Origin of the sequence: Methylomonas sp. LW13, assembly GCF_016865255.1 — a bacterium.
Classification (GTDB): Bacteria; Pseudomonadota; Gammaproteobacteria; order Methylococcales; family Methylomonadaceae; genus Methylomonas.
The window spans coordinates 1,502,583-1,529,241 of sequence record NZ_CP033381.1; the positions used below are offsets into that span (position 1 = coordinate 1,502,583).

Here is a 26,659-nt window from a genome sequence, read left to right on the forward strand (position 1 = left end):
GGCGGTTCGAGCCCGTCCGGGGGAGCCAAATAAATTAAGGCCTCACATCTAAATGTGGGGCTTTTTTTTGCCCGCGCCGGCCCTCCGCTGATCCGAGGGGCGTCTAGCTTCATCCAGTTCTGTCTATCTGATTCGAATATCCAAATTCGGTTTGGAATCAGATCAGCAACCCATTCAACTTGAAATCGACCTACTGATAAAATCCAGGGCAAGGATTTTTTAATGGGTTTGATAGACTATTACCCATCGGACGCCGTTTCCAATTAATTCTAAGATAGGGAAAGTCACCAAAAATGAGCTACAACGAAGCTGAAACCCGTTATTGGTTGATCGATCCCGTTCTGCGCGATAAAGGCTACGACGACGACGGCAAACTAAAATTGGAAACACCCGCACCGGTGGAAGCGATCGGCCACAAAGGTCGCAGACGCCCCGGCGGCGGTCGCACTGATTATCTACTTTGCGTACAAACGCCCGATGCCACCAAACCGCTCCCCGTCGGTGTGCTGGAAGCGAAAAAGGAAGAGGCCGACCCGCTGCAAGGCATGCAGCAAGCCAAGGCCTACGCGGAATGCAGTCGCTTTCATGTGCAATACGTATTTGCCACCAACGGCCATCGTTATGGTGAGTTTGATAAAACTACCGGCTTGCAAACCGGGCCGCATGCGTTCAAAGAACACTTTCCAACGCACACCGCGCTAACCCAGCGCTACCTCAACGACACCGGCATCGACCTGCATAAACCGGAAGCGGCGCTGTTGTTCACCGCCGACAGCAAAGCCTATCCCAAGAGCCGCTATTACCAGGATGCCGCGATTCGCGCCGTGTTCGAGAAGATCCTGCATTGCGAACGGGCACTAAAGCCGTGTCGTGTTTTGCTGGCACTGGCCACCGGCGCGGGTAAAACGGTGATTGCCGCCAACTTGCTGTGGCGCCTGCAACAAGCCCAACGCCTGACCAAGCCGGCATTATTTTTGTGCGACCGCGACGAACTGCGCACCCAAGGCTATAACAAACTGAAAGCAGCCTTTGGCGATAGCGCCCGCATCGTCGAAACCGCCAGCGGACAAAACGCCGCCAAAAACGCCCGCGTGCATATCGCCACCTATCAAACCTTGGGTTTGGATGACGAGGAATCCGGCGCCAGCAGTTTTTTAACCGACCACTATCCGCCCGACGCCTTCAGCGTCATCATCATTGACGAATGCCATCGCTCCGCCTGGGGCCGTTGGTCGGAAGTCTTGCTGCGTAATCCTAACGCGGTGCAAATCGGCTTGACCGCCACGCCGCGCCAGTTGCGCGAATCCAAACAGCAAACCGCCGACGATGCCGCCATCACCGCCAACAATCTCAAATACTTCGGCGAACCGGTCTACGAATACACCTTGATTCAAGCGCAAGAAGACGGCTACCTCGCCGCCTGCGAAATCGTCAAACGCCAGGCCAGTATCGACAACATCAGCTATACCAAGCAACAAATACTCGACCTCAAACCCACCGACCTTCGCACCGGCAAACCCATTTGCGAGACGGATTTAAAAAAAGACCTCTACACCGCCAAAGACTTCGACGACGAAATCTTTATCGAGTTGCGCACCCCCACCATGTGCGCAGACTTGTTCGAGCAACTCTGCCGCCACGGCGGCCCCGAACAAAAAGTGATTATTTTCTGCACCCGCGACATTCATGCTGATCGCGTCGTGCAACAGATGAACAACCTGTACAGCCGATGGTGCAAACAGCACGGCAAAACCCCGAAAGACCTGTACGCCTTTAAATGCACCAACAAAGGCGGCCGCGACCTGATCCAGCCCATGCGCGGCTCCGGCGAACGCGCTTTCATCGCTTGCACGGTCGATCTGCTGGCAACCGGCGTCGACATCGAACGCCTCAATGCCGTGGTGTTCTTCCGCTACCTGGAATCCAGCATCTTGTTTTACCAAATGGTCGGACGCGGCACCCGCATCGACGAAGACACCCAAAAATACAAATTTTGGCTCTACGACTACACCGGCGTCACCGACTTATTCGGCACCGATTTCATCACCGCGAACAGCTCGGGCAAAAAGAAAAAATCGGGCGGCGATGATGAAGATGACGAGGATGACGACGGCGGTAATGATGGCGATGGAGGACAAGGCCATCAACCCTCGGTAGCAGAGATCAAAGGCCAATACGTCAGTGTCACCCCGCAAGGCCGTTACATTCTGACCCGCCGCGACGGCCGGGACGTGCAAATCCCCAGCGACGAATACCGCCGGGAAATCCTGTAGCGCGTGGTGAGCGAAGCGCACGACCTCAACCAGTTTCGGCAATTGTGGATAGAAGCCAAAAAACGCCGGCAATTGATAGACCATCTGCTGGGCGACCATTACTCGCCGGAAGTACTGCGCGAACTGGAAGACATGCAGGATTTTGACTATTACGACATCTTCGCCCACCACGGCTACCGCGCCCAAGCCTTGAAGCAGCCGCAACGCGGTCAGGCGTATATCGACAGCAATCAAGCCTGGTTCGACACCATGCCAAGCGACAGCGCCATGGTGTTGCGCGGCTTTGGTCTGCAATTTGCGCTGGGCGGCACCGAAGCTTTGGAAACGCCGGCGCTGTGGGACGTGCCGGACATTCAGCAGGCGGGTGGTTTGGCGGCGTTGAAAAAATTGGGAAAACCGGTGGAGGTGATTTTGTTGGCTAAGGGAAGGTTGTTTGGGGTATGAATTTTCAGAAAGTTGATACTCTTTGCGAGTTGGTGAGAGGTAGCAGTCCGAGGCCCCAAGGTGACAAGCGATATTACGGAGGAAATGTACCAAGATTGATGGTTGAAGACGTTACTCGCGACGGGATGTATGTTGTACCAAAGGTGGATTTTTTGACCAACGAAGGTGCTAAGCTCAGTAGACCCATGCTAAAAGGAGACTTGACGATGGTTGTAAGCGGTTCTCCGGGGTTGCCTTCTATTTTAGATGTTGATGCTTGCATCCATGACGGGTTTGTGGGGTTCAGAAATTTAGATCAACGAAAAATTATTACTGAGTTTCTCTACTTTTGGTTTCTATTTCAGCTGGTTGAAACTGATAAACATGCAACAGGCGCTATATTCCGAAATTTAACCACAGATCAAATAAAGAACTTCGATGTACCTATTATCGAAATAGAGAAACAGCATCAGGTCATAAAAAATCTCAAAACCCAACTAGCCGAAGTCGAAACCGCGCGGCAGGCTTTAGAAATCCAACAGCAAGAAATTGTCAAACTTGCCAATGCCTATATTCGCCAAAGCATCGAGCATTCCAAGGTTAGCGAATGCCCGTTAGGTGATGTTCTGGATGAAGTGAAAAAGGGCATTGGTGAACGTTGGGCCGATTACCCGGTATTGGGTGCAACCCGTGACGGCTTGGCCCCGGCCAAGGAGCCGCCGGGCAAACAACCGCAACGTTATAAACCGGTTTTCTCCGGTACCGTGTTTTACAATCCAATGCGTATCCTGATCGGCTCGATTGCCTTTGTCGATGACGACGATCAGCCCGGCATCACCAGCCCGGATTAAGTGGCGTTGCGGGGCAAGCCTGGGGTAGTCGACTCCCGCTGGTTTTATTACTGGCTACGTTCGCCTTACGGTGTGCAGTGCATCAATTCGCTGGCGCGCGGTGCAGTACGCGAACGGATGTTGTGTAATCGCCTTGCAGAAGGCTTCATTCAACTGCCACCGTATTCCGAGCAAGTCCGAATATCCGTTGCGCTGAAACAATTGCAACCGGTCAAGGCGGCCATTAAACAACAGCTTGACGACTTGAACAAAATCCCTGAACGGTTGCTGGCTAAGGCCTTCGATTTTAATCACGAAAGGAGATCGTCATGACCACCAAACATATCGCCGAACAGCACCATGCAACATTCGAGAATATCCGTCGGTTAGACGATAACGGTAACGAATTCTGGCTGGCGCGCGCCTTGTCCAAAGTCTTGGATTATTCAGAGTTCCGGCATTTTTTGCCGGTACTGGAACGGGCTAAAGAGGCCTGTCGAAACAGTGGTCAGCCTCTAGATGACCATTTCGAGGATGCCCTCGAAATGGTCGAAATCGGTTCCGGTGCAAAGCACAAACTGCTAATGTGGGCCTATGTAAAACGTGAATTGATGGAGTGTTAGCCATGTTGCAACAACAGCTGATTGAAGAAATCAAACAAATTCCCAGCGATAAGCTGGGCGAGATTTACGATTTGGTGCATTACTTTCGACTGGGTTTGGAGCGAGAAGCATCGCAGCCTGCCGCTACCGGACAACGACGTCCCATAGGCCTGGCCAAAGCCAGTTTTAAAGTGCCGGATAGTTTTTTTGCACCGTTACCAGCGGATTTGCTGGATGAATTTGAAGGGCGCTAAGTGAAAGTTTTATTGGATACCTGTGCTTTTCTCTGGTTGGCCAGCGATGACGCGGCATTGAGCGAAAAGGCCAAGACCGTGTTTCAAGATCCTGATAACACGGTGTTGTTAAGTAGCGTGTCGATTTGGGAAGTGTTGGTCAAGCATCAGTTGGGAAAGTTGCCACTACCTCTGGCACCCGAAGCGTTTGTTCGCCAACAATGCCGCGACCATTTGATCGATTATTTGCCGCTGGATGAAAAGGCCGTTTTCCAATTAAGTCGCTTGCCAACCTTGCACCGCGATCCTTTTGATCGCATGTTGATATGCCAAGCGATGGCACATGATTTGGTTATTTTGACTGCCGATAGTCTGATTAGCCAGTATCCCGTCGCGACGTTGTGGTGAGAAAAAACATGCTTGAAAAAGTTAAATCGGCACGCCGCGCCAAAGCCCCCAAAGCCATCGCCTCCACGCAATCGCTGTCGTCTTTCGTCAAAGCCATTTGCGACGTAATGCGCCGTTCCAATTGCGCCAGCGCCTTGCAATATGTGCCTGAACTGACCTGGATTCTGTTTTTGCGCATTCTCGATGCCCAGGAGCAAAAAGCCCTGGAACAAGCCGAAGCCTTGGGCAACGACTATTCGCCGGCTTTGCGGGCGCCGTATCGCTGGCAGGATTGGGCCGCGCCGTATTCCGATAAGCCGGATGCGCCGAAAACGCCGGAAGGTTATCGGTTTGGTTGGAAGCGGCAAGCCTTGTTCGAAGCCGGTGAAGGCAGTTTGTTCGATTTCATCAATAACCAATTGCTGCCGCATTTGCATCGGCTGGATGTCGACCCGCGCACTCAACTGCCTAACGCCAGCGCCAGCCCGAAGCAGCGCGTGATTGGCCGTATCATGACGGCGGTGGAAAAGGTGCGCGTGGATAGCGAAACCAATCTGTGCGACATTTTCGACAAGGTGCATGAAATCCACATCGATCATATCGACGACACCCATTTCTTTACCCTGTCGCAAGTCTATGAAGATTTGCTGCTGAAAATGGGCGAAAAGAACTCGGACGGCGGCCAGTTTTTCACGCCGCGCGAAGTGATTCGGGCGATGGTGAATGTGCTCGATCCGCAGCCGGGCGAAACGGTGTACGACCCCTGTTGCGGCACCGGCGGCTTTTTGGCGGTGGCTTACGAGCATATCGCCTATCAACTAGGGCAATCGCCGGCCTCGACGGTGTTGGAAACGCTGAAGCACGATACGTTTTTCGGTCGGGAAAAGGAAAATCTGGTATTCCCCATCGCCTTAGCCAACCTGATTTTGCACGGCATCGATCAGCCCAATCTCTGGCACGGCAACACGCTGACTGCTAAACAAACCTACGACGGTTTATTAGAACACGCGCCGGCAACCTTTGATGTGATCCTGACCAATCCGCCGTTTGGCGGCAAGGAAGGCACGGACGCGCAGAAAAACTACGATTTTGAAACCGGCTCCACGCAAGTGTTGTTTGTGCAGCATATCCTGGAAGAATTGAAAGCGCCGCTGGACGGTAAGCCGGGCGGGCGCTGCGGTATCGTGCTGGACGAGGGTTTGCTGTTCCGCACCAACGAAAGCGCTTTCGTGGAAACCAAACGTAAATTGGTGGATGAATGCGATTTGTGGTGCATCGTCAGTTTGCCGGGCGGGGTGTTTTCCACCGCCGGCGCGGGCGTTAAAACCAACCTGCTGTTTTTCCGCAAAGGTAGCAAAACCGAGCGCATTTGGTATTACGACTTGTCGCAAGTCAAAGTCGGTAAAAAGTCGCCGATGACGTTGGCGCATTTCGGTTTTGATCGACACGGCGGCCTATTGAGCGATGCCGAATTGCCGTCCACACTGACCGCCGACTGGCTGGCGGTGGAAGAAAATAACGACAAGCTCTTCCCGTCGTTTGCCCGTTTGCTGGCGAAACACGGCACGCCGGAAGCCGACAGCGATTTTTCCTGGACGGTCGATTTCGCCGCCCGCCGCGCAAAAGCCCGCGCAGACCTACAGCCCTTTATCGACGAAGCCAACCGGCTAACCGAAGAACTATTGCCGTTACGGGAAACCTTGAAGGCATTCAAACGCGACAAAGCCGGCAAGGACAAAATCGCCGCCGCTGAAGACGCGATTAAAACCACGGAAAAAGCCGTCCGCGAAGCCCAGGCCAAAGCCAGCGACATCGACGCCGCCGTTTTCGACCTGAAAGCTGTGAATCCGCATGCCAAAGCCGTTACTGATACCCGTACCGTGCAGCAGATTATCGACAACATCAATCATCAAGGCGAGATAGTCGCGCGGGCTATGGCGAATTTAGCAGCCATGATCTAACGCTGCGTCGTTCCGAATGCATGGTAATAACCTGGGTTTGTAACATCGAACGAAGGACTTATGCATTTTGCTCAAGTGCTAGGAATTTTTGTAAATGCTGTTGAACTCGCTTTTTGTCACATTGATGTCATAAGGTATTTGTAAGCTAAAGCTTCAAATAAATAAAAATATGAGTCAGGAAAATGAGCGAATTTTTCAACAAGAAGCCGATGGAGCTTTTGGAGATTGAACAAGTGGTTAACGAATTGATGGAAGACTTGAGCCACCCGGTGAATAACAAAAGACATCCTTACCATCGAGATTGTGTACAAGCGTTTAATGATTTGATGGCACATGCGGACACTATTCGCCAGCACTGGGCTTCTCATTAGAACGATCTCAAAGCTCTACGGTCATCGGCCATGCTCACGCCAGAAGTAAAGCGCCCGGTTTTGGATTGGCTGGCGCGTAGGTATAGGATTACGCTAATGATTGTTGTAGATCAAAAAATCCTTTATTTTTAGGCCTATAGTGGCAGCGTCTTCACAGCAATAGGATCAGAAATACGATGACGGCAGAGCTGCAACTTAAACGTTACCATGTCTTTTTTGAAGATCTTACGCACCCTGGATTCGGTTGCCATCGCGATGAATCCGGCGTCGTAATGATCACGCTCCATCGATTACGCTTATCTATTTATGGTCGGACATTCAACCGCCGTTGGAAATAATCTCTTATCGCACGCTGGACAGCTTCTGCACATCACGTAGAAGCCATGGCGTGTTGCAGTTCTTGAATCGCGGTCTTTAGGGCTTTCAGTTGATGGTTTTGACTGGCTTAGCCATCCCAACTTTCCCGGTAGTAGTCATTGGCATTTTGGCCTGAATCGATTTCGCCGTGGGCCGGCATCTGTTCGTCTAATTTTCAATGTTGACTATAATTTCCAGCGATTCCAGTTCAGTTTCAGGATACCTGGGGCTTCAAGCCATTGCGGCTGTTCTGGCGGTGCGGTGAATCTTTATTGGGAAGACAAAATCATGGTGAAGCGCTTAACGGGGTATTTATGTGTTGTGTTTTTTACCGGCTGTGCAACGCTTAGCCAACAAGACTGCAAGCGGGGTGATTGGTTTGGTTTAGGGGTTCAAGACGGCCGTTCTGGAGAGGCGAGTGAGCGGCTGAGCGAACATCGAAAGGCATGCTCCGAATACGGTGTGGCGGTTAATGATTCGCAGTATTTTGCTGGCCGCGAACAGGGTATAAGAGAATACTGTCGTATCGATAACGCTTTTGAAGTGGGTTTGCAAGGCCATGATTACCGCCATGTTTGCCCGCCATCGATTGATGGTGTATTCAGCCGTTACCACGCAGCGGCTTACGCTGTACATAGAGAACGCGCCGAATTGGATAGGATAGATAACGAACTTTCCAGCAAAGAAATCAGCTTGGGGGATAACAAATTAAACGACAAAGACCGGGCCAGAATTCGTAACGATATAAGTCAATTGCGGCGTAACCGAGACCGGGCTCGGGATGATCTTTACTACCACGAACGGCAACTCAACGAGTTTCGCCATGAGTCTCAGTCTTATCGCTGAGTGGCTTCTTGGGATTCGGGACGATTCGTTGCAAGTATCCGGCTTATGCACAGATAAGCCGTTAGCAAAACACGGTATCTGTTAGGCAAGCTAGACATTGATAATTTTTTGAATTAACTCCGCCTTTAAGTTGCCTGGCAGCGTTTTTGCCTTTAACTCATTCTCTCGGTTCGGGTTTGCCGTCGTTCAGTCTTTCCTGCTTGTCTTTCTCAAACTCGTGTTTCACGAAAAACAGGCCACCCATCAAGCCCAATAGCATTACGACTTCCAGTATTTCTCTCATCATTTCAGCCACCTTTCATTTAGGAAAAAGCCTTGTTACTTCAGTGGGGTGACTAATGATTTTTTGGACGGGCTACAAGCATAGGTTTTTACAACATTAGTTTCCCTCTCCTAACAGACTACCTTGGGAATTTGCATAGTCAATGATTAACCTGATGGTCAAATTAGCGGCTTACTGCAACAGCGGCAATAAACTCACCATGCCCCAGGCTATGCCGCCGGCGGCGGGAATCGTCAGAACCCAGGCCCAAACAATCCGTTCGATCACGGAAAGTTTCAGGGTATAGGGATTTTTGGCAAAACCGACACCCATGATTGCTGTCGAGATACTATGCGTAGTGGAAACCGGCATGCCGAAATGTGCGGCGGCCAATAGAATGGTGGCGGAGCTGGTTTCCGCCGCGAAGCCATTGATTGGGTGCAGTTTGACCATTTTGTGGCCAAGGGTCTTGATAATGCGCCAGCCGCCCACCGACGTGCCGAGCGCCATGATCAAGGCGCAACTGAAGACGATCCAGGTGTCGATGTCCTTTTCGCCGCCATCCGGACGCAGGAATTCCGCCCAACTGGGCAACTGATCGAGCGTGCCGGCGTTATTGGCCGCAAAAATGGCCAGTGCAATGATGCCCATGGTTTTTTGTGCATCGTTGCTGCCGTGGGCAAAGCCCATGTAACCGGCCGATAGCAATTGTGCTTTTCCGAACAGCGCATTGATCCATCTCGGCCGGGAGATTTGCGCCATGACACCGCCGGCCGAATTCATGCCGCTGATGATTGCCATCAACAAACCCATGATCAAAATGCCCAAGGTAAAGCCGGCAATTGGCGAGCTGATCATCGGAATCACCACTTTCCAGAGCAGGCCTTTGTTTTCGGTCCATACCAAGGCGGTTTTCGACCATATCAACACATCGGGATTATTGTGCCCCGCCGCCAGGGCCGCGCCGCATAAGCCGCCGATCAAGGCGTGGCTGGAAGAAGAGGGCAAGCCCAAGGCCCAGGTGATCAGATTCCAGATAATCGCCCCGGTCAGTGCGCAAATCAACACTTCGGAGGTAATCGTCACCATGCCGGTATCGACCAGCCCTGAGGAAATGGTTTTGGCTACCGCGGTGCCGGATAAGGCGCCGACCAGATTGGTCACGGCAGCCAGGATCACCGCCTGGGTGGGGGTTAATACTTTGGTGGCGACTACCGTGGCAATCGAGTTGGCCGTGTCGTGGAAACCGTTGACGAACTCGAATATCAGTGCCGCCAGAATGACCAGCAAAAGCAATGTCAGCATGACGGAGCCACTAAGAATTTTTTAATACGATGTGGTAAACCACGTTGCCGGCATCGCGACAGCGGTCAATGGCTTTTTCCAGGATTTCGAACAAATTGGTTTTTACCAGATAACGGATCGGATCGGTTTCGTTGGCGTAGACGTCGCGATACAGCTCAAGTATCTGTTCGTCGGCTTCCGCTTCAATCGTTTGCAGTTGATCGTTGAGTCTTTTGACTTCGTCCAAATCCATGCCTTTGCGCAGTTGACCAACCATTTGTTCCAAAACTTGGCAGGCTTGTTCCAGCATGACAGCGCGGCTGTTGAAATCGACATCGCCGATCCGCTCCGATGCCAGCGTATAACGCTCGGCAAATTTTTCGACGACTTTCGGAATCTTATACAGCGCGCCGTTTAGGGCTTCTATATCCTCGCGGTCCAGGACGGTCACGAAGGTATTGACTAATTCTTCGCTGATTTGGCCGAATAAATTCTTTTCCCGGCGCCGCGCCTGTTTAAATTTTTCTAGTGACTGTTGGGTGGTGGGTGTGCTTAGCAGTTCTATCAAAGCTTTGGCCGAGGCGTGTGCCGATTCCGCACTAGCTTCAAGCAATCCATAAAATTTATCGCCTTTGCCAAAAATGGTTTGTAGAGAGAACATGGTGTACCTTAATTGTGACGGTTTTGTTGCATATTGTATAACAGCGTGGCGGCATGTGCAGAAACTGTCGGCAATTTGCCGGCCGCATGCGTAGCGGATGTCATCAGGCGCTAAACTGCCAAGCGCGGGTTAATCACGTTTTTGCAAAATGTCCTTAACCGCGCGAATTGCCGATTGGCTGGCGCCGTTGGAGTGGGTATCTTCGGAAAAGTCTCCGGCAAAATAGATGCGGCCTTGCGGTTTTCTCAACGACTCGGAAAGGCTATCGAAGCGCGATCGGCCGACCGGCCATGACGCTATCGCGCGCGGATGGTAACGGTAAAAGCTCATCCGTTTGACCAACTGCCGGAAACCGGGCCATTGTTTGTCAAACGCCGCCAGCAAAGCTTCCCGAATCTGGTCCGGATCGCTCATCCGCGAGTTAAACCGTTCTGCGTCGGCACCGCTGATCAATAAATTCAACAGCGCATCGGCGCCGGATTTTGATCCGCCCTCATAAATCACCCCCAGCGGACTGTCGGTCATAATCGGCAATATGCTGTCGCCGTCGCGGGTCCAGAAGCTGCTGGCGGCCTTATCTACCGTGACGTGCGCGGTAAAGTAGGCGCCGGCCGATTGGGTTTGGATAGCTTGCTTGCGCTCGGCGCTCAACGGCGGAGCGAACTGAATGTCGTTGAGCCGGAATAATGGAATGGCAGTGATCACGTATTTGGCGCGGAATAGCTTTTGCCGCAGACTGCTTTGGTCCGACGTAAGCACTTCCACATTGTTGTCGGTGGCGGTGATATGAGTGACTTGCTGGTTCAGCAGGATGCGGTCCCGGCCGATAAAATTGGCCAGCGCTTGCGCGGCTCGTTGATTGCCGCCGACTACATGGCGGGGTGCCAGACCATTGCCGGAAAAATAATGCCATTCGGCAATGCCGTCCAGCGCGCTGATTTTTCGCCAGGAGGTAGCATATTCCGGTTCGGTTTCAATGCGCACCAACTCTTGGGCTTTGGGCGACAGGCCGCTGGTGCTTTCGATCCAGTCGGCAAAGGAAATTTCTTGCAGCGCCAGCATATCCTCGGACAAGGGCCGCAAAGCCAATTGCTGATAAAGCTCGGCCATTTTGGCGTCCCAGCGTTGATAGGCTTGCAATTCGTCGGTATCCAACACCGATGCCAGAAACTCCTGATTGGTACTTTGCGTAAACGGATACAGCTTGCCCTGGTAATAAAAACTGGAAAAACTGCTGTAAGCCGTTTCCATCGGCACATGCAAATCCCGGAAAATCTCGATAGCCGGGTTATTTTCCCAAAACTCTTCCAAACCCACTTCGGCATGCGTGCCGTCCGGGTAAGCCGCGGTGCGGATGCGGCCGCCAACACGCGGACTCATTTCCAAAATCACGGCAGTTTTGCCGGCTTTCTTTAAATGATAGGCGGCGCTCAAACCCGACAGGCCGGCGCCGACGATCAACACATCGGCGCTAAGCGGTTCGGCGGCTAAGGCGGCGGAGCGCAAGCTTAGCGACAGGGCCAACACAATGAAACAGATGGAACGGGCCAGTTGCTTGAGGGGTAGGGTGGTCATCTGCGTCGCCTCTGCGTGATTATGGGTTGCCAGCCGGTTCGCTATTCGAATCGGCAGCGAATTCTCGCTACGGTACGAGCCAAATATTGCAGGCAAATGACTCGATTGTAACTAAAGGTCTGCTGCCGACTATGTCACATAATAGTCACAAACTTGTCGTATTCTCGAGTTTTACCCTATCGTAAGCTGCCCGACTGATGACTTACTCCGCAACCGCACACGGCAAAAGCTTCCATTTTCGCGATTTGCGTACCTTGCTGGCCAAGGCTACGCCGCGCCGGGCAGCGGATGAATTGGCCGGTTTGGCGGCGGATTCCGAAGTGGAGCGGGCTGTTGCTCAGCGAGTTTTGGCCGACGTACCCTTAAGGCGGTTTATCGAAGAGCCTTTGATTGCGCCGGAACTGGATGAAGTCTCGCGCTTGATTCTGGAGCGCCATGATCCGCAAGCGTTTGCGCCGATTGCGAGTTTAAGTGTGGGCGAGTTTCGCGATTGGCTGTTAACCGAGCAGAGTGATGTGGCAGCAATCTCGGCCGGGCTGATGCCGGAAATGGTGGCCGCGGTCAGCAAAATCATGCGTAACCAGGATTTGATTGCCGTGGCGCGCCGTTGCCGCGTGGTTACCCGCTTTCGCAGCACGATCGGCTTGCCGGGCCGCTTATCTACCCGCCTGCAACCCAATCATCCAACCGACGATCCGCGCGGCATTGCGGCAAGTATTTTGGATGGCTTGCTTTACGGCAGCGGCGATGCGGTGATTGGCATCAATCCCGCCACCGACAATCTGCACAACGTCCACAGCTTGTTGAATTTGCTGGACGAAATCATTGCGCAATACCAAATTCCCACCCAGTCTTGCGTACTAGCCCACGTGACTACCAGCATGGAGTTGATGCGCCGCGGTGCGCCGCTGGATTTGCTGTTTCAATCCATCGCCGGCACCGAAGCGGCCAATCGCAGTTTCGGTATCGACCTGGCAATGCTGTGCGAAGCGAAGGCCATGGCGGAAAACTTGGGCCGTGCGAGTGCCGGCCAGCAGTTGATGTATTTTGAAACCGGGCAGGGCAGTGCTTTATCCGCCAATGCGCATCACGGTATCGATGCGCAAACCTGCGAGGCGCGGGCTTATGCGGTAGCCAGGGAGTTCGATCCGTTGCTGGTGAACACCGTAGTCGGCTTCATCGGCCCGGAGTATTTATTCGATGGTAAGCAAATCATCCGCGCAGGTCTGGAAGACCACTTTTGCGGCAAGCTGCTGGGTCTTCCGATGGGCTGCGATATTTGTTACACCAATCATGCCGAGGCCGATCAAAACGATATGGATACGTTGCTGACTCTGCTGGGCGTGGCCGGCTGCAACTTCATCATGGGCATACCAGGTGCCGACGACGTGATGCTGGCGTACCAAAGTACCTCGTTTCACGATGCCTTGTATCTCCGGCAAGTATTGGGCTTGCGGCCGGCGCCGGAGTTCGAGGTCTGGTTGCAGCGGATGGGTATTTTCGATAGTCAAAACCGCTTGGCCGAGGCGCGCAACACCACACCATTGCTGGCCAACTTTCATGGCTTGCCGCGGGCTTAACGATGAACGATCCGTGGATTAGCTTACGGCAATTTACCCAGGCCAGAATTGCCCAAGGCCGCGCCGGTTGCAGCTTGCCGACGGCAGCCCTATTGGAGTTTCAATTGACCCACGCGGCCGCGCGCGATGCGGTGCATCAGGCTTGGGATGTGGCGGCATTGGCCAAAGGCTTGGAAAGCTTGGATTTGGAGCCGCTGGTACTTGCCACGCCGGTAGCCGGCCGCGCCCAGTATCTGCAACGTCCCGATTGGGGGCGTTGCCTGGCACCGGACAGCCGGGAACAACTGACGGCGCGCAAGCAATCCGCAATCGACGTCGCCTTGATTGTCAGCAATGGCTTGTCATCCGCGGCACTGGATGCGCACGGCTTGCCCTTGCTCAGCGTCATCGTTGCTGCTTACCGGGCCGCCAAGCTGCGGTTGGGGCCGGTGTGTTTGGTGCCCAATGGCCGGGTGGCCTTGGCCGACGAAATCGGTGGATTATTGAACGCGCGCCTGGTTGTCATCATCGTCGGCGAGCGGCCCGGTCTAAGCGCCGCAGACAGCCTGGGGATTTACCTGACCTACGCCCCGCAAGTCGGCAACACCGACGCCGAACGCAACTGCATCTCCAACATTCGCCCGCCCGCCGGCCTGAGCTACAGCGCCGCGGCTGCCAAACTGGTTTATTTGAGCAAGCAGGCGCTGCAACTGGGTTTTTCGGGGGTAGCGTTGAAAGACGATATGCCGGCGCAGTGGCTTACCGAGATTGGCAGCGCGGAGTTGTTAAACAAACTCTGAACCAGTTGATTACGCCAAGGCAAAAGTGGCTCGGCAGCTGCTCCCTCATCCTGACAATCGACACAATGTGCCATTTTCTGTTCGAATCGGCGGAAGATTTTATGGCCGCTTTCATGTCGCATGCCGCCGAATTAAACCGATTTAGGACCGGTGATGCAGCTCAATAACGTGTTGATTTCGGCGCAAGCCCGCGACTTGACGAGACTTGATCAATGATGGCCGGAGAGATGATTGGCCGATTGGGCTGCCATAGCTCGCTGAACCTGCGCTTTCGTCGCAATGCAATTGGCCGCTATTGCAGTTGGAGCGGGCGGCTAGAAAGGGTCCAAAAACACCGGTGCTTTGCCGAACTCGGTCTTGTATTCGCCGTTTGGCACGTACCAACCGGGGCCTTGAGAGCCGTTCATCCAAGCCACGCGCTTGCCTTCCGAGGCCCATTTCTCAAGTTTCTCGCCGCTTTTGGTCAGGTAGTTGGATGCGTAGCAAACGGTATTCAGCCAGGGGTCGATGATTAGCCAGGATTGGGCGATCTTGCGTTTGGTGAAATCGGCCATCGAAGCATAGTCTTGCGCCGAATCGGGGATTGCTTCCTGGGAAACCAGGCAAAAGGCGTGGTCGCCTTTGTCGTGAACGTAGCAGATATAGAGTAAGTCGCGCTTGATATTGTAGATTTTCTTAGCGTAATAAGCGCTCAAGACTGCCATCTCTTCGCAGTTGCCTGATCGATCCGCAATAGTCATCTTGACCAATTTCTCGGCCAAGTCCAAGTGCGATGTGCTGCCGTTGAGCCTGTGTTTGCCAGACTCGCGCGCTTGCTGATATCGGGTCTTGCCTTTTGCGCTCATACTCACTAGAACGGCATGCCCGGCAAGGTCCACGTCGTAAAGCTTGTTACTGGATTTATGGCCTTTTTTAAAGAACTCTCTGACTAGAACCTTGATTTTTTCGCCTTCGTCCACCAGCATGGTTGCACCCTCTAGAGTTTGATTCTTGGCAATTGCAAGCGCCCCGCTCTCCGCTGTCCCGGTGGGCAAACGGGCGGGCCTCACACCCGGTATTGCGTTCTCGGCGTTGTCTCGTAAGTATAGTTGAAACCCGAATGGTTTATGGGGATCTCTAAAAGTCCACGATTAAACAGATTCGGAGCCTACCTTGTAAGGACGAGCTGTTCCCATTGCGCTTGCAGCAATTTAACGATTCGAAACAGCCGTTTTTTTACGTGTTCGGTGATAGCGAATGGACCGATTGCCATAGAGCCGCTGCCGGTAGTTACAACCTTCGATGTCTATAAGTTAAGCGTTGGAGCTGTTTATTCCCCGCTTTGCAACAGAGGGTAACTCGCGAGACGGCCTTTGTTTCAGAAACTCGGTTATAAACCGACAAGCCTCTATTAAATTAGCCGCGCAGCGTTCGCTTAACCCGCTGCCCAGTTCGAAGGCTTCAGCTTGAATGCTTAATAAATAGCAGGGTGGCGGTGCTTGTTTGCCGACGGCTGCATAGACTGACAGCAGCGCGGCTGGGCTCAGCGCATGGCTGGAGTAACTGTGGTCTTGGGCTGGGGTTAACGGGGTAAAGGTAAAGCTGTCCGGGCAATCTACGGCTGCATCGACAAACACTACCCATTCGCGGTCTTGTATATCCAAAGCGTGCTCGATTTGTAACTGAAAATCGCTGAGCAATTCGATATTGCTGAGGTCCAGATGCTCGGCGAGATAATCCAACAGCAAAGGACCAACGGCATCGTCGCCACGGCTGGGATTGCCGTAACCAAACACCAGGATGGGTTTTGTCATTCGCTACCGTGAATGAATTCGCCGCTGCTGTGTCGCACCAGTTTATCCACCAACTTGCCGTCCGCGTCGACCAATTCCAACTGCAAGGGCATTTTGCCGACCGCATGCGTGGCGCAGGACAGGCAAGGGTCGTAGGCGCGAATCGCCACTTCCAGATTATTCAGCAAGGGTTCGGTCAATTCGCGCCCCGACAGATATTCCGCCGCGACTTGCCGCACCGACTCGTTCATCGCCGTGTTGTTGCTGGTGGTGGAGACGATCAGATTGGCTTTGGTGACGATGTCGTTTTCGTCGATTTGATAATGATGAAACAGCGTGCCGCGCGGCGCTTCGATCACGCCTATGCCTTCGTAGCGTTTTTCGCCTTTGGCAAGCAGATCGTTACTCAGCAGGTCCGGATCGTCCAGCAGGATTTGGATGCTTTCCGCGCAATGCAGCAATTCGATCATCCGCGTCCAGTGAAAAGCCAGCGTGCTGTGTACCATCGCGCCGCCGCCGTGCTGCTTGAATTCGACGCGCGCGGCTTCCGCCAGTGGTGTGTCGATAAAATCGCAATTGTTGACCCGCGCCAACGGTCCCACCCGATACCAGCCATCGGCTTTACCCTGCGCCGTCAGGTAGGGGAATTTCATATAAGTCCAAGAACGGACTTCTTCTCGGATCAAGTCCGGATAGTCGCAGTAATCGTAATGATCCACGAGGGTGTCGCCTAGCGGGTTCTTCACCCTAATCCCGCCGTGATAAAGCTCCAGCGCACCGTCAGGCTTGGTCAAACTCAGGTAGTTGCTGCGGATGGTGGCAAAGTCGTCGTAATAGGGCAGGTTGGCGGTGTGGACTTTTGTGACCAGTTGCAAAGCGCCTTGCGCCCAACTCACGATTTGGCCGATGTCTTGTTTGAGATAATCGCGCTCATCTTTGCTCAGCGCTTTGTTCATGCCGCCCGGTATCGCGCCGGTGCCGTGGATGCGCTTGCCGCAGACCATGCGGATCACTTCCTGGCCGTATTTGCGCAGTTTTACGCCTTGCAGGCCAATATCCGGATAATTCGCCAACACGGCGACGATGTTGCGTTTGCCGATCTCGCTTTCGAAACCGAACAGCAAATCCGGGCTGGACAGGTGGAAAAAATGCAAGGCATGCGATTGCAAGACCTGGCCGAAATGCAGCAAGCGCCGTAATTTATCTGCAGCCGGCGGCAGATTGGCCGGATCGACGCCGACTAACTGGTCGATGGCCTTGGCGGCGGCCAGATGATGACTGACCGGGCAGATGCCGCACAAGCGCTGCACCATCACCGGTAGTTCCCAGTAAGGACGGCCTTGGATGAATTTTTCGAAGCCGCGAAATTCGACGATGTGCAGGCGGGCTTGCTGGACTTGATTGTTTTCGTCGAGCAGCAGCGTGACTTTGCCGTGGCCTTCCACGCGGGATACCGGATCGACGGCGACCCGTTTTAACTTGCCTGACTCGACCAAGGCCGGATCGGCGGTTTCAAGATATTCGTACACGGGGCTCCTCCGTTAGTCGTAATGGACTAATTCGTAAGGTAAAGTCGGGTCGCGGCCTTCGATCAATGCGCTGAGGTAGTGCCAAAACACATCGGCGGACGGCGGACAGCCGGGCATAAAATAATCGATTTTGACGATCTCGTGGACCGGTCGTACCTTGTCCAGCAGCAAAGGCAATTCCGGGTCGCTGGGTATCTGCGGATTGTCCACGCCGATACCGTCCTGATAGGCTTCCAGCAGGCAGTCTTCCAGTTTGAAAAAATTGCGCAGCGCCGGCAAGCCGCCGTTGATGGCGCAAGCGCCGACGGCGATCAGAATTTTGCAGTTAGCGCGAAACTCGCGCAGCACATGCACGTTTTCGGAATTGCACACCCCGCCTTCGATCAGGCCGATGTCGCACGGGCCGCAGTGCTCGATGTCGGTGAGTGGCGAACGGTCGAATTCGACGATGTCGGCCAGTTTCAGTAAGCGCTCGTCTATATCCAGAAACGACATATGGCAGCCAAAGCAGCCGGCCAGCGAGGTGGTGGCGATTTTAATCTTAGCGGCCATGTTTGATGTCCGGAGCTGGCGGCATGGTCGCCGCGTAGTGGGAGTCCGGGCCACCGTTCTGCTGAGCTGACTCCGCCAGTTTGGTCGGGTCGCAGCTTGGGTAGCCGCGGGCCTCGCCGGCTTTGATAACCGATTTTTCGCAGGCGACTTCGCTGATGGGATGCCCGTCGTAGATGCGTTCACCAATCGGTGCCAGATAGGCGCTGCGTTTGACCAGAATCGCGCCGGTCGGGCAGACATGGGCGGCCTCGTCGTCGACACTAATCTCGCTGTCTTTCAGCTTGCCGCTAGGCGAGTTGACGATTAGGCGTTTGTTGATGCCGCGCCCGGCGATGCCGAATACCTCTTTGCCGTCTTTTTCCTTGCTGGCGCGCACGCACAGGTTGCAGAAAATGCAGCGGTCGTGGTCGATCAAGATATCCGGGTGCGAGGCGTCCATTTCCCGCTGGGCATAAAAATGCGGGTAATGGTTGTCCAGCATGTTCTGAAGGTAGGCCACGGCCTGTAACTGGCAATTGCCGGATTTTTCGCAAGAAGGACAGAAATGGTTGCCTTCCACGAACAGCATCTGCGTGATGCGCTGGCGGTCGTGTTGCAGGTCGGGGCTGTTGCTGATGACGGTTTGGCCGTCGGCGGCCGGCAGGGTGCAGGCGGTATTGGTGCGGCCGTTGACTTTAACCGTACAGAGTTTGCAACTGCCGTAAGGGGCGTAACCCGGCCGGTGGCACAGATAAGGAATGTACACGCCGGCTGTGCGGGCTGCTTCGATAATAGTTTGGCCGTCGCTGAACGGAACGGCGATGCCGTCGATGCAAAGAGTGCCGCTCATCTCAATTCTCCACTTGCGATAAATGCGCTGCGTCGTCGTCGCGCTGTGCCATACGGCGGGCCACGGCCAGGGTGGCGTCCAAGTCAAAACCCGGGGTAAAACTGCTCTGCTTTAATTGCTTAAGATACAGCTCCGGATAGCTGGCCAGGGTACTTAGAATCGGATTGGCGGCCGAATCCCCCAAACCGCAATGGCTGTTGTTTTTGACGACCAGGCATATCTCGTTGAGTTCTTCCAGGTCGACCGCAGCGCCGTTGCCTTCGACAATTTTCCGCAGCTGATTTTTCAACAGTGTGGTGCCGACCCGACAGGGCGTGCAAAAGCCGCAGCTTTCATGGGCAAAGAAATCGGTAAAGTTTTGCACGATGTCGAAAATATTGCGGCTGTTGTTGAACACCATAAACGAGCCGGCGGTGGATAGGTCCTCGAAGGCTATGCGCCGTTGCAATTCCCGGTTGGAAATAAAGGTGCCGGACGGCCCGCCGACTTGCACACCCATCACGTCGTCCGCGCCGCAGTCCCGCAAAATCTCTTCAATTGATGTGCCGAACGGGTATTCGTAAATGCCTGGTCGTGCGCAGTCGCCGCTGATGCTGAGCAGTTTGCTGCCGGTGGATTGCGGGGTGCCGACTTCCGCAAACCATTGCCCGCCTTGTATGGCGATGTGGGTGGCAGCAAAAAAAGTCTCGACGTTGTCCACCACGGTGGGTTTGCGTTGATAGCCGCAGATCACCGAGTTGGGTGGCTTAACCCGAGGTATGCCGGGCTTGCCTTCCAAGGACTCGATTTGCGCGGATGCCTCGCCGCAAATATAGGCACCGGCGCCCATGCGGATTTCGATGTCAAAATCAAAGCCTTCGTGACCGAGAATATTGCGCCCCAGCAAACCGCTATCGCGGCGGCGCTTTAACACCCGCTGCAATTGCTCGTAGAGGAATAAATACTCGGCGCGCAGATACAGCAAGCCCTGATCCGAACCAATAATCGCCGCGCACAAGGTCATGCCTTCAAAGACTTGGTCGGCATACAGATCGAGCAGCATCCGGTCTTTAAATGTACCCGGTTCGCCCTCGTCGGCGTTACAAATGACGTAGTGTGGCGTGACAGTTTGTTGAGCACAAGTCCGCCATTTCAACGCGGTTTTAAAGCCCGCACCTCCGCGGCCGCGCAGATTGGAGCTGTCCACTTCCGCCAGGGTTTCCGTCAGGCCGCGGGCAAAGGTCGCCCTTATCGCCGCGCCATTTTCGAATGGCTGGTTGAGCAATAGGCCGGGTTTGCGGAGCGGCTCTTCCACCGCAAAGAACTCCGGCGGCCAATCGCTTAACGGCGCTTGTTGTTCGATCAGTTTGGCGATGACATCGATTCTGGCAGGGTCCAGACGGGTCAACGCATAGCCGTTAACCAAACCGGCCGGGCCTTGGTCGCACATGCCGGTGCAGGAGGTATTATTCAAACTGACCAGGCCGTCCGCGCGGACTTCACCCACTTTGACCCGCAATTTTTCCGCCAGGTAATTCAGCAGTTTTTCCTTGCCTAGCATTCGGTCGGTAATCGAGTCGCTGATATGAATGTCGTAACGGCCTTGCGGCGTCAGGTGCAGGAAACTATAGAATTCCGCGACGGCAATAATCTGGGTACGGGGAATATGCAAAGCAGCGGCCAATTGTTCGATAGCCGCCTGGGGAATATGCAGGTACTGCGCCTGCACGGCTCTTAGCATCTGCAAGAGCCCTTCCGGTTTATAGTCCGCCTCTGCAAGTACGGATCGAATAAAACTATTCATCGTCGAGTTCTGGGCAGTTAGGTTGAATCGTCGCGTTCCATTGCAATTGAAAAATCATAGGCCATCTACACGCTGTTCTTAATTTGGAGCTAGATTTTTCAAATCGTTCACTGGCAGTTATTTGGCGGGGCGCCTCCAAAAGACGCCTTGTCGGCGGCGATACATTCCGCTTGCCAACTGAAAGTGTCTGCCCGGTCTCTCCAAGCGTCAATGCAGACAACTCAAGCGCGCGATGCCTATCGATACCGCCACGGAAGCTGTGCAAATTCGCCGTCATCCATGGCGCAATACTAAACAAATAAGCCAGGCGTGGACAGCAAAATATTGCCGGTTAAAACCGGGCAACAGCGGCGAAGGGGTTGCGGCGTTGGCAAGAAATACGCTTTTTACCGGGCTCCCGCTCACAGTCATGCTTGCGGGTTTGGTAACAAAGTGCGCAACGGTTCAAGCGGCGCTGGTAACGGCCATAGGCACTGAAAATCAAACGCTCCAGGCGATCCAATGCCGTAAGGTTGGGAGCCAACAGCCCAATCTGTCTGGCATGCAATGCCGCATAAAGCTGCCGGGCTTGATCGATTAAAATGTCATTGTCCATAGTCATAACCTGACTTAATCGCTGATGAATCCAAAAAAACCGCGTTGGCATGTGCGATTGAACATGTCCGGCTGAATTATCAAACAGGCTTGTTCTGATAGCTTTGACTTCAATCAACGCCGCTTAAAATTGTTGGCGATTTTGATCCGGCTGACACTAATTGGCTTCCTCTGAGTCGGCAGCCAGGCACTGCTCGACGACACGGCGGCTTAACACTTCATCTTGCAGCATGATATTCACCATACACGCCACCACCGTACGGGTTTTTAAGCCGTTAAAGCGGGAAAAGTTTTTCAGTTGGTCGTAAGTGGGTTCTTCCACCGCAATTTTCTTTCTATCGTTTTTCGATTTATCAGTAGCCATGAGGGTATTCCTTTGTAAGGTTAAAGAGGGGTAATGCAGTCGTTGGGTAAACGTTTTGCTATTTTTAAATCATCCCCTGTTTACGGAAAAAGAAAGCCACATTGACCAAGGCGATCATCACCGGCACTTCGATCAAGGGTCCAATCACCGCGGCAAACGCCGCGCCGCTGTTAATACCAAACACCGCCACCGCCACCGCAATCGCCAACTCAAAATTATTGCTGGCGGCGGTAAACGCCAGTGTGGTGGTTTTGCCGTAACCGGCGCCGATGGCTTTACCCAGCCAAAAGCTCAGTAAAAACATCACCACAAAATAAATCAACAGCGGTATCGCAATCCGCACCACGTTCAGCGGCAATTGCACGATTAAGTCGCCTTTCAGCGAGAACATCACCACGATGGTAAACAGCAGGGCGATCAAGGTCAGTGGGCTGATTTTCGGGACGAAATGCTGGTGATACCAATCCTTGCCTTTGGCTTTGACCAATAGAAAGCGCGTGCTAAAGCCGGCGATAAATGGAATGCCCAGATAGATGAATACGCTCTTGGCGATTTCGCCAATCGTAATATCAACCAGACTACCTTGCATGCCGAACAAGGGCGGCAGTACGGTGATGAACAACCAGGCATAGACGCTGTAAAACAAGACCTGGAATACGCTGTTAAATGCCACCAAGCCCGCCGCGTATTCATTATCGCCGTTGGCCAATTCGTTCCAGACGATGACCATCGCGATACAGCGCGCTAGGCCGATCAGGATCAGGCCCACCATGTATTCGGGATAATCGCGCAGAAACACGATAGCCAATACAAACATCAACAGCGGTCCGAGCAGCCAGTTTTGCAGCAAGGACACCGCCAATATTCGCCAGTTGCGGAATACGTCGCCGAGTTCTTCGTAACGGACTTTGGCCAGCGGTGGATACATCATCACGATCAAGCCGATGGCGATGGGAATATTGGTGGTGTCGACCGATACCGCCGTGTTAAAGCCAGTTACTTCCGTGGGAAACATAAAACCGATGCCGACCCCAATCGCCATGGCGATGAAAATCCACAGGGTCAGGAAACGGTCGAGAAAGGATAAACGGGCGTTGGGGCAATGCGGGGTGCTCATTTAAATCTCCAAGTCAGCTATTTACTGTGCAGCGTTATCGGCTGCCGGTGGTTTGCAGCAACTGCTGGCGGGTTCAAGTTGCAACACTTGATCGTCGCCAAATAAGGGAATAGTTTGCAAGGAGTGGAAGGCTTCCCAGGCGATGCCTTGCGGATCGACGGTCCAGTATTTGTCGGACTGGGCATAGCAACAGTTGGCTTGTTTTTGCGCCGCGACCGGCAACTCGGCGGCGGCCAGATTTTGTTCGACCGCTTCCAACTCCTCACCCGATTCGACTTGTATGCCCAAATGATCCAACCCCGGCTGGCGGCCGCGACTGGAAATCGCGAAATTGACGCGCGGATCGTCCAATAGCCACTTGGCGTAATCGGCTTCGCGCACGCTCGGTGCGCTTTGAAACAGTGCACTGTAAAAGTCGATATTTTTTGCCAGATCATCGACGGCGAGATGGATATGCAGGCGTTTCATCGCGTTTGCTCCGGGGTAAAGAGTGAATGAGATTAGAGATTAGCTAGCATTGTTTAGTGGGGACCTCTGAAAATTCCCTCTCCCTCAGGGAGAGGGCTAGGGTGAGCAATGTAAATAACTGATTTTAATCCCCTCATCTCAACCTTCTCCTTTATGATCCGTAGGTACTAAAGGAGAAGGACTTTGGCCGCCAGCTAATGCCAGCAAGCGTTCCACACCCGTCGGTTCTTCTCGCAACAAGGGCACGAGCGCATAACGCTGGGCGTGCCGATCCGCTACCTCGGCAATTTCCGGCAATTCATTGGCCGCGCGTTGGCGTAACAGCGCCGAATGCACGGTGGTCGCCGCCACGCTGTTATTAATCACCCAGGCCCAGGGCTCGATACCGGCCCGGCGCAGATCGTTTTGCAGATGAGCGGCTTCCAATACTGGCGTGGTTTCCGCTAAAGTGACGATCAGCACCTTGGTTTGGTGCGGGTTTTGCAACTGCATCATCGGCGTGGTGAAATGCTGCTTGGAATCGCCCATCTGCCGCGCCACCTCGCGATGGTAAGCGCCGGTGGCGTCCAAGAGCAGCAGGGTATGGCCGGTAGGGGCGGTATCCATCACCACGAATTTCTTGCCGGCTTCGCGGATGATGCGGGAAAAGGCTTGGAATACGGCAATTTCTTCGGTACACGGCGAGCGCAGGTCTTCTTCCAGCAAGGCGCGGCCTTGTTCATCCAGTTTGGCGCCTTTTGTGGACAGCACATGCTGACGGTAGCGTTCGGTTTCAGCATGCGGATCTATTTTGCTGACTGCCAGTTCAGGCAAAGCGCCGTTTAGCGTGTCCGTTAAATTGGCGGCTGGGTCGGAGGTGGTCAGATGCACCGGCAAACCGCGCCGCGCCAGTTCCACGGCCAGCGCGGCGGCCAGGGTGGTTTTACCGACGCCGCCTTTGCCCATCAGCATCACCAAGCCATGACCATCGGCGGCAATCTCGTCCACAAGTGTTGAGAGATTGGCTGCGGGTATGGCTGGTATCACTTCATTGTCAGATGTGGAGAGCGGCGTGGATTTGCTCAGCAATTGCCTAAGAGCCATCAGTCCAACCAGATTGAAGGGCTTTAATTCAATGCAATCTGTCGGTAAGCCACTCACCGCCGCCGGTATATCGGTTAAGGCATTTTGCTCGCGCTGGTAGATCGCGCTGGCGAGTGGGTCTTGCGCGGTTTCGCTTTCCGGCAAAATACCGTTAACAACCAGATATTGTTGCGACAAGCCGATGGTGTTTAACTCTTCATGGGTACGTGCCACTTCGCGCAAGGTCGATGCTTGGGCGCGAGCGACCAGGATCAAACGGCTGCGTTGCGGATCGGCCAATGCGTCCAGAGCAGCTTTATATTGGCTACGCTGTTTTTCCAAACCAGCCAAGGGGCCCAGGCAAGAGGCATCGCCTTTGCCTTGTTCCAGAAAACCGCTCCAGGCGCCGGGCAGTTGCAGCAGACGAATGGTGTGGCCGGTCGGGGCGGTGTCGAACACGATATGGTCGTAGCCGGCGGTCAAATCAGAGTTGACTAATAGTGCGGTGAATTCGTCGAATGCCGCAATTTCCGTGGTACAGGCCCCGGACAATTGTTCTTCTATGCCTTTAACGATGCTGTCCGGCAACACGCCGCGCACCGGGCCGACGATACGGTCGCGATAGGCTTGCGCTGCCGCTTGTGGATCGATTTCCAAAGCCGCCAGGCCGGACACGGCCGGTATGGCGGTGATCTGATTGCCGATGTCGATACCAAATACCTGGCCGACATTTGAGGCCGGATCGGTGCTCACCAACAACACCTGTTTGCCGGCATCCGCCAACTCTAAGGCCGAGGCGCACGCGATAGAAGTCTTGCCCACGCCGCCTTTGCCGGTAAAAAACAGAAAGCGCGGCGCTTGGTCGAGGAATTTGCAATCGCTGTTCACGGCTCTATCGGTTGAAGTTAACAACAGCTGCTGCCGCTGCAACAGCCGGACGGGCTTGGCTGTTCCGCTACGCTAATTGCCGCCCAACGCGCCAATTCGGTTCGATTCGGATAGCGGCCGGCCAAGGCGACTTCACCATCCACCAAAATCAACGGTAGGGCATCGGCGCCGGAACGCTCCAAAAACGCCTTAACCACCGGGTTTTCGGCAAACGCCAACGGGGTTTGCGCCAGATTAAAGCGCTCAATGTCCGCGCCGTTTTGTTTGGCCCAATCGACATCGGCGGCAAAACCCACTAACTGCTGATCGACTTCCACACCGCAAACGCCGGTGCTGCAACACAATGCAGGATCAAATATTTGAATACTGGTCATAAGGAAACTCCTTAACAACTAAGGCAACAAGGTGCCGATGCGATCCAGTTCGGCTTTCAGACGCTCGGGATCGTTTTTTAACTCTTCCAACGGTAAAGCAAAAAACTGCTCGATGCGATGGCGCAGAATCCGATACGCGACCATGAAGGCCGCGTCGATTTCCTCGTCGGTACCCTCGACGTGAGCCGGATCTTCAACGCCCCAATGGCTGCGCATGACTGGGCCCAAGTAGGCGGGGCAGGTTTCGTTGGCGGCATTGCCGCACACACTCAGCACGATGTCGGGCGTCATCGGTAGGCCATTCCAGGATTTGCTGTAATAACCCTCGGTGGATATGCCTTCTCTGGCCAGCAAAGCCAATGATCGCGGGTGGATCTTGCCGGTGGGTTTGCTGCCGGCGCTCAGGCCACGCCAGCCGGCCGGTGCCAAATGATTGAAAGTGGCTTCGCCAAGGACGGAACGGCAGGAATTGCCGGTACACAAAAACAATACGTTCATGATGGAGTGTCGGTCGGGGTTGAGGGTAAAGATTCGTTATTGGTGGAACAGGCTGAGAGCGATAGACAGGGATGGCCGTCGCAACAGTTCTCAGTCAGGAAAGCCAACAGATCGTTCATCGCGGAAAAATTGGCCGTATAAATCACAAAGCGGCTCTCGTTGCGCGAGTTCACCAGGTTGGCGTAAGTCAATTCCTTCAAATGAAACGACAGGGAAGACGGAGCAATACCGGTGGCTTCACTGATTTTTCCGGCGGCCAAACCTGCCGGGCCGGCTTGCACCAGCGCGCGGTAAATTGCCAGACGGGATTCTTGGGCCAATGCGGCCAGTGCGATCACAGCAGTTTTATTTTCCATATTTCAACAATAATTGAAATATGGAATCAAGTCAATTTTCCGGGCGTTT

At 53.9% G+C, this 26,659-nt stretch carries 30 protein-coding genes; 12 read left to right on the top strand and 18 right to left on the bottom strand.

The window, feature by feature from the left end; genetic code table 11:
• Positions 1–293: 293 nt before the first annotated feature.
• The 10 genes from JL719_RS06700 to JL719_RS06745 all read left to right on the top strand — a co-directional run bounded on the left by JL719_RS06700 (position 294) and on the right by JL719_RS06745 (position 8,283).
• On the top strand, positions 294–2,273 hold the full coding sequence (locus tag JL719_RS06700) for a DEAD/DEAH box helicase family protein (protein ID WP_201799022.1): 1,980 nt from the start codon (positions 294–296) through the stop codon (positions 2,271–2,273).
• A 6-nt stretch (positions 2,274–2,279) separates the two neighbouring features.
• Positions 2,280–2,717: a hypothetical protein gene (locus JL719_RS06705; RefSeq protein ID WP_201799023.1), complete on the top strand. Its 438-nt coding sequence runs from the start codon at positions 2,280–2,282 to the stop codon at positions 2,715–2,717.
• Entirely contained in the window at positions 2,714–3,547 is an 834-nt protein-coding gene (locus JL719_RS06710; RefSeq protein WP_084153361.1) for a restriction endonuclease subunit S, read from the top strand. The genes JL719_RS06705 and JL719_RS06710 overlap by 4 nt, the downstream gene beginning before the upstream one ends.
• Positions 3,548–3,859 carry a restriction endonuclease subunit S domain-containing protein gene (locus JL719_RS06715; protein WP_033157927.1) on the top strand — a complete coding sequence of 104 codons (312 nt, stop codon included), beginning with the start codon at positions 3,548–3,550 and terminating at the stop codon, positions 3,857–3,859.
• Entirely contained in the window at positions 3,856–4,149 is a 294-nt protein-coding gene (locus tag JL719_RS06720; protein WP_033157926.1) for a hypothetical protein, read from the top strand. The genes JL719_RS06715 and JL719_RS06720 overlap by 4 nt, the downstream gene beginning before the upstream one ends.
• A gap of 2 nt (positions 4,150–4,151) precedes the next feature.
• Positions 4,152–4,382, top strand: a complete 231-nt coding sequence (locus JL719_RS06725; protein ID WP_033157925.1) for a hypothetical protein — start codon at positions 4,152–4,154, stop codon at positions 4,380–4,382.
• Positions 4,383–4,769 (top strand): type II toxin-antitoxin system VapC family toxin, encoded by a 387-nt coding sequence (locus tag JL719_RS06730; protein WP_033157924.1) that lies wholly within the window; start codon positions 4,383–4,385, stop codon positions 4,767–4,769.
• A gap of 8 nt (positions 4,770–4,777) precedes the next feature.
• Positions 4,778–6,709 carry a class I SAM-dependent DNA methyltransferase gene (locus JL719_RS06735; protein WP_033157923.1) on the top strand — a complete coding sequence of 644 codons (1,932 nt, stop codon included), beginning with the start codon at positions 4,778–4,780 and terminating at the stop codon, positions 6,707–6,709.
• A gap of 182 nt (positions 6,710–6,891) precedes the next feature.
• Positions 6,892–7,080 carry a hypothetical protein gene (locus JL719_RS06740; RefSeq protein WP_033157922.1) on the top strand — a complete coding sequence of 63 codons (189 nt, stop codon included), beginning with the start codon at positions 6,892–6,894 and terminating at the stop codon, positions 7,078–7,080.
• Positions 7,081–7,698: 618 nt separating this feature from the next.
• Positions 7,699–8,283, top strand: a complete 585-nt coding sequence (locus JL719_RS06745; protein WP_051670197.1) for a DUF2799 domain-containing protein — start codon at positions 7,699–7,701, stop codon at positions 8,281–8,283.
• A gap of 157 nt (positions 8,284–8,440) precedes the next feature.
• Here the strand turns inward: JL719_RS06745 and JL719_RS24280 are convergent, their stop codons facing one another.
• The 4 genes from JL719_RS24280 to JL719_RS06760 form a co-directional block, all read right to left on the bottom strand.
• Complete coding sequence (locus JL719_RS24280; protein ID WP_256438968.1) at positions 8,441–8,569, bottom strand: hypothetical protein; 129 nt, start codon at positions 8,567–8,569, stop codon at positions 8,441–8,443.
• Between the two features lie 168 nt (positions 8,570–8,737).
• Positions 8,738–9,850, bottom strand: a complete 1,113-nt coding sequence (locus JL719_RS06750; protein WP_033157921.1) for an inorganic phosphate transporter — start codon at positions 9,848–9,850, stop codon at positions 8,738–8,740.
• A gap of 10 nt (positions 9,851–9,860) precedes the next feature.
• Positions 9,861–10,490: a DUF47 domain-containing protein gene (locus tag JL719_RS06755; protein ID WP_033157920.1), complete on the bottom strand. Its 630-nt coding sequence runs from the start codon at positions 10,488–10,490 to the stop codon at positions 9,861–9,863.
• A 129-nt stretch (positions 10,491–10,619) separates the two neighbouring features.
• The gene (locus JL719_RS06760) at positions 10,620–12,065 is read right to left on the bottom strand and encodes a flavin monoamine oxidase family protein (RefSeq protein ID WP_225893049.1); all 1,446 of its coding nucleotides are present in this window, start codon (positions 12,063–12,065) and stop codon (positions 10,620–10,622) included.
• A 197-nt stretch (positions 12,066–12,262) separates the two neighbouring features.
• On the opposite strand from JL719_RS06760, the gene JL719_RS06765 reads away from it, so the two are divergent.
• Entirely contained in the window at positions 12,263–13,645 is a 1,383-nt protein-coding gene (locus tag JL719_RS06765) for an ethanolamine ammonia-lyase subunit EutB (RefSeq protein WP_033157919.1), read from the top strand.
• 2 nt (positions 13,646–13,647) lie between these two features.
• Positions 13,648–14,424 (top strand): ethanolamine ammonia-lyase subunit EutC, encoded by a 777-nt coding sequence (gene eutC / locus JL719_RS06770; RefSeq protein WP_033157918.1) that lies wholly within the window; start codon positions 13,648–13,650, stop codon positions 14,422–14,424.
• A gap of 314 nt (positions 14,425–14,738) precedes the next feature.
• Here eutC and JL719_RS06775 read toward each other — a convergent pair whose 3' ends face one another.
• The 14 genes from JL719_RS06775 to JL719_RS06840 all read right to left on the bottom strand — a co-directional run bounded on the left by JL719_RS06775 (position 14,739) and on the right by JL719_RS06840 (position 26,610).
• Complete coding sequence (locus tag JL719_RS06775; RefSeq protein WP_033157917.1) at positions 14,739–15,389, bottom strand: hypothetical protein; 651 nt, start codon at positions 15,387–15,389, stop codon at positions 14,739–14,741.
• Between the two features lie 327 nt (positions 15,390–15,716).
• Positions 15,717–16,217, bottom strand: a complete 501-nt coding sequence (locus JL719_RS06780) for a hydrogenase maturation protease (protein WP_033157916.1) — start codon at positions 16,215–16,217, stop codon at positions 15,717–15,719.
• Complete coding sequence (locus JL719_RS06785; RefSeq protein WP_033157915.1) at positions 16,214–17,725, bottom strand: Ni/Fe hydrogenase subunit alpha; 1,512 nt, start codon at positions 17,723–17,725, stop codon at positions 16,214–16,216. The genes JL719_RS06780 and JL719_RS06785 overlap by 4 nt, the downstream gene beginning before the upstream one ends.
• A 12-nt stretch (positions 17,726–17,737) precedes the next feature.
• The gene (locus JL719_RS06790) at positions 17,738–18,277 is read right to left on the bottom strand and encodes an NADH-quinone oxidoreductase subunit B family protein (protein ID WP_033157914.1); all 540 of its coding nucleotides are present in this window, start codon (positions 18,275–18,277) and stop codon (positions 17,738–17,740) included.
• Positions 18,267–19,106, bottom strand: coding sequence for a 2Fe-2S iron-sulfur cluster-binding protein (locus tag JL719_RS06795; RefSeq protein ID WP_033157913.1), 840 nt, complete (start codon positions 19,104–19,106; stop codon positions 18,267–18,269). Before JL719_RS06795 ends, JL719_RS06790 begins: the two co-directional genes overlap by 11 nt.
• 1 nt (position 19,107) lies before the next feature.
• Complete coding sequence (locus tag JL719_RS06800; protein ID WP_033157912.1) at positions 19,108–20,889, bottom strand: NAD(P)H-dependent oxidoreductase subunit E; 1,782 nt, start codon at positions 20,887–20,889, stop codon at positions 19,108–19,110.
• 331 nt (positions 20,890–21,220) lie between these two features.
• Positions 21,221–21,484: a hypothetical protein gene (locus tag JL719_RS06805; RefSeq protein WP_033157911.1), complete on the bottom strand. Its 264-nt coding sequence runs from the start codon at positions 21,482–21,484 to the stop codon at positions 21,221–21,223.
• 156 nt (positions 21,485–21,640) lie between these two features.
• Positions 21,641–21,847: a hypothetical protein gene (locus JL719_RS06810; protein WP_033157910.1), complete on the bottom strand. Its 207-nt coding sequence runs from the start codon at positions 21,845–21,847 to the stop codon at positions 21,641–21,643.
• Positions 21,848–21,911: 64 nt separating this feature from the next.
• Positions 21,912–22,964 (bottom strand): ACR3 family arsenite efflux transporter, encoded by a 1,053-nt coding sequence (gene arsB, locus JL719_RS06815; RefSeq protein ID WP_033157909.1) that lies wholly within the window; start codon positions 22,962–22,964, stop codon positions 21,912–21,914.
• A 21-nt stretch (positions 22,965–22,985) separates the two neighbouring features.
• Positions 22,986–23,432 carry an ArsI/CadI family heavy metal resistance metalloenzyme gene (locus JL719_RS06820; protein ID WP_033157908.1) on the bottom strand — a complete coding sequence of 149 codons (447 nt, stop codon included), beginning with the start codon at positions 23,430–23,432 and terminating at the stop codon, positions 22,986–22,988.
• Between the two features lie 138 nt (positions 23,433–23,570).
• Positions 23,571–25,382 (bottom strand): arsenical pump-driving ATPase, encoded by a 1,812-nt coding sequence (gene arsA, locus JL719_RS06825; protein ID WP_051670218.1) that lies wholly within the window; start codon positions 25,380–25,382, stop codon positions 23,571–23,573.
• Between the two features lie 17 nt (positions 25,383–25,399).
• Positions 25,400–25,756: an arsenite efflux transporter metallochaperone ArsD gene (gene arsD / locus JL719_RS06830; RefSeq protein WP_033157907.1), complete on the bottom strand. Its 357-nt coding sequence runs from the start codon at positions 25,754–25,756 to the stop codon at positions 25,400–25,402.
• 18 nt (positions 25,757–25,774) lie between these two features.
• Positions 25,775–26,254 (bottom strand): arsenate reductase ArsC, encoded by a 480-nt coding sequence (locus JL719_RS06835; RefSeq protein ID WP_033157906.1) that lies wholly within the window; start codon positions 26,252–26,254, stop codon positions 25,775–25,777.
• On the bottom strand, positions 26,251–26,610 hold the full coding sequence (locus tag JL719_RS06840; protein ID WP_033157905.1) for an ArsR/SmtB family transcription factor: 360 nt from the start codon (positions 26,608–26,610) through the stop codon (positions 26,251–26,253). The genes JL719_RS06835 and JL719_RS06840 overlap by 4 nt, the downstream gene beginning before the upstream one ends.
• Positions 26,611–26,659: the final 49 nt, after the last annotated feature.

What these genes read in the sequence shown, in the direction of transcription:
- JL719_RS06700 (WP_201799022.1), top strand. Translation starts at nt 294, where the DNA reads ATGAGCTACAACGAAGCTGAAACCCGTTATTGGTTGATCGATCCCGTT.
- JL719_RS06710 (WP_084153361.1), top strand. Translation starts at nt 2,714, where the DNA reads ATGAATTTTCAGAAAGTTGATACTCTTTGCGAGTTGGTGAGAGGTAGC.
- JL719_RS06720 (WP_033157926.1), top strand. Translation starts at nt 3,856, where the DNA reads ATGACCACCAAACATATCGCCGAACAGCACCATGCAACATTCGAGAAT.
- JL719_RS06725 (WP_033157925.1), top strand. Translation starts at nt 4,152, where the DNA reads ATGTTGCAACAACAGCTGATTGAAGAAATCAAACAAATTCCCAGCGAT.
- JL719_RS06735 (WP_033157923.1), top strand. Translation starts at nt 4,778, where the DNA reads ATGCTTGAAAAAGTTAAATCGGCACGCCGCGCCAAAGCCCCCAAAGCC.
- JL719_RS06740 (WP_033157922.1), top strand. Translation starts at nt 6,892, where the DNA reads ATGAGCGAATTTTTCAACAAGAAGCCGATGGAGCTTTTGGAGATTGAA.
- JL719_RS24280 (WP_256438968.1), bottom strand. Translation starts at nt 8,569, where the DNA reads ATGATGAGAGAAATACTGGAAGTCGTAATGCTATTGGGCTTGATGGGT.
- JL719_RS06750 (WP_033157921.1), bottom strand. Translation starts at nt 9,850, where the DNA reads ATGCTGACATTGCTTTTGCTGGTCATTCTGGCGGCACTGATATTCGAG.
- JL719_RS06755 (WP_033157920.1), bottom strand. Translation starts at nt 10,490, where the DNA reads ATGTTCTCTCTACAAACCATTTTTGGCAAAGGCGATAAATTTTATGGA.
- JL719_RS06760 (WP_225893049.1), bottom strand. Translation starts at nt 12,065, where the DNA reads ATGACCACCCTACCCCTCAAGCAACTGGCCCGTTCCATCTGTTTCATT.
- JL719_RS06765 (WP_033157919.1), top strand. Translation starts at nt 12,263, where the DNA reads ATGACTTACTCCGCAACCGCACACGGCAAAAGCTTCCATTTTCGCGAT.
- eutC (WP_033157918.1), top strand. Translation starts at nt 13,648, where the DNA reads ATGAACGATCCGTGGATTAGCTTACGGCAATTTACCCAGGCCAGAATT.
- JL719_RS06775 (WP_033157917.1), bottom strand. Translation starts at nt 15,389, where the DNA reads ATGCTGGTGGACGAAGGCGAAAAAATCAAGGTTCTAGTCAGAGAGTTC.
- JL719_RS06780 (WP_033157916.1), bottom strand. Translation starts at nt 16,217, where the DNA reads ATGACAAAACCCATCCTGGTGTTTGGTTACGGCAATCCCAGCCGTGGC.
- JL719_RS06790 (WP_033157914.1), bottom strand. Translation starts at nt 18,277, where the DNA reads ATGGCCGCTAAGATTAAAATCGCCACCACCTCGCTGGCCGGCTGCTTT.
- JL719_RS06795 (WP_033157913.1), bottom strand. Translation starts at nt 19,106, where the DNA reads ATGAGCGGCACTCTTTGCATCGACGGCATCGCCGTTCCGTTCAGCGAC.
- JL719_RS06800 (WP_033157912.1), bottom strand. Translation starts at nt 20,889, where the DNA reads ATGAATAGTTTTATTCGATCCGTACTTGCAGAGGCGGACTATAAACCG.
- JL719_RS06805 (WP_033157911.1), bottom strand. Translation starts at nt 21,484, where the DNA reads ATGGACAATGACATTTTAATCGATCAAGCCCGGCAGCTTTATGCGGCA.
- JL719_RS06810 (WP_033157910.1), bottom strand. Translation starts at nt 21,847, where the DNA reads ATGGCTACTGATAAATCGAAAAACGATAGAAAGAAAATTGCGGTGGAA.
- arsB (WP_033157909.1), bottom strand. Translation starts at nt 22,964, where the DNA reads ATGAGCACCCCGCATTGCCCCAACGCCCGTTTATCCTTTCTCGACCGT.
- JL719_RS06820 (WP_033157908.1), bottom strand. Translation starts at nt 23,432, where the DNA reads ATGAAACGCCTGCATATCCATCTCGCCGTCGATGATCTGGCAAAAAAT.
- arsD (WP_033157907.1), bottom strand. Translation starts at nt 25,756, where the DNA reads ATGACCAGTATTCAAATATTTGATCCTGCATTGTGTTGCAGCACCGGC.
- JL719_RS06835 (WP_033157906.1), bottom strand. Translation starts at nt 26,254, where the DNA reads ATGAACGTATTGTTTTTGTGTACCGGCAATTCCTGCCGTTCCGTCCTT.
- JL719_RS06840 (WP_033157905.1), bottom strand. Translation starts at nt 26,610, where the DNA reads ATGGAAAATAAAACTGCTGTGATCGCACTGGCCGCATTGGCCCAAGAA.